Consider the following 850-nt stretch of genomic DNA (forward strand, 5'->3'; position numbering starts at 1 on the left):
GGTGGGAGCGGCCGGGGATTGTCGGTGGGGCGTGGGATGCTGGACGGCGATGGCCACCAGGAAGAATTCCACCGACGATCCGCTCGCTCCGCTCACGCTCGCCGTGGGCCAGGAGGACCTGCTGCTCGACCGCGCCGTGCAGCAGGTGGTGGCGGCGGCACGGGCCGCCGACGCCGACACCGATGTGCGCGACCTCGCCTCCGACCAGCTCCAGCCGGGCACGCTGGCCGAGCTGACCAGCCCCTCGCTGTTCGCGGAGCGCAAGGTCGTGGTCGTACGGAACGCGCACGATCTGTCGGCGGACACGATCAAGGATGTGAAGGCGTATCTCGATGCGCCTGCCGAGGAGATCACGCTCGTACTGCTGCACGCGGGCGGCGCCAAGGGCAAGGGGCTGCTCGACGCGGCGCGCAAGGCGGGGGCGCGGGAGGTGGCGTGCCCCAAGACGACGAAGCCGGCGGAGCGGCTGACGTTCGTGCGGTCGGAGTTCCGGGCGCTGGGGCGTTCGGCCACGCCCGAGGCGTGCCAGGCGCTGGTCGATTCGATCGGCAGCGATCTGCGGGAGCTCGCGTCGGCCGTGTCGCAGCTGTGCGCGGACGTGGCGGGGACCATCGACGAGGCGGTCGTCGGGCGCTACTACACCGGGCGGGCCGAGGCGTCGAGCTTCACGGTCGCGGACCGGGCGGTGGAGGGCCGGGCGGCGGAGGCGCTGGAGGCGCTGCGGTGGTCGCTGTCGACGGGGGTGGCGCCGGTGATGATCACTAGTGCGCTGGCTCAGGGGGTGCGGGCGATCGGGAAGCTGTCGTCGGCGCGGGGCGGGCGGCCGGCGGATCTCGCGCGGGAGCTGGGG

At 73.5% G+C, this 850-nt stretch carries 1 protein-coding gene; it reads left to right on the forward strand.

Annotation, left to right across the window (positions count from 1 at the left end; genetic code table 11):
• Window positions 1-49: 49 nt before the first annotated feature.
• Window positions 50-850, forward strand: an 801-nt coding sequence (gene holA, locus ACJA3G_RS37860) for a DNA polymerase III subunit delta (protein WP_406557527.1), incomplete at its 3' end; no start/stop codon positions are given.

The sequence above is a fragment of the Streptomyces sp. YS-3 genome (assembly GCF_045257485.1).
In the GTDB taxonomy this organism is placed as follows: Bacteria; Actinomycetota; Actinomycetes; order Streptomycetales; family Streptomycetaceae; genus Streptomyces.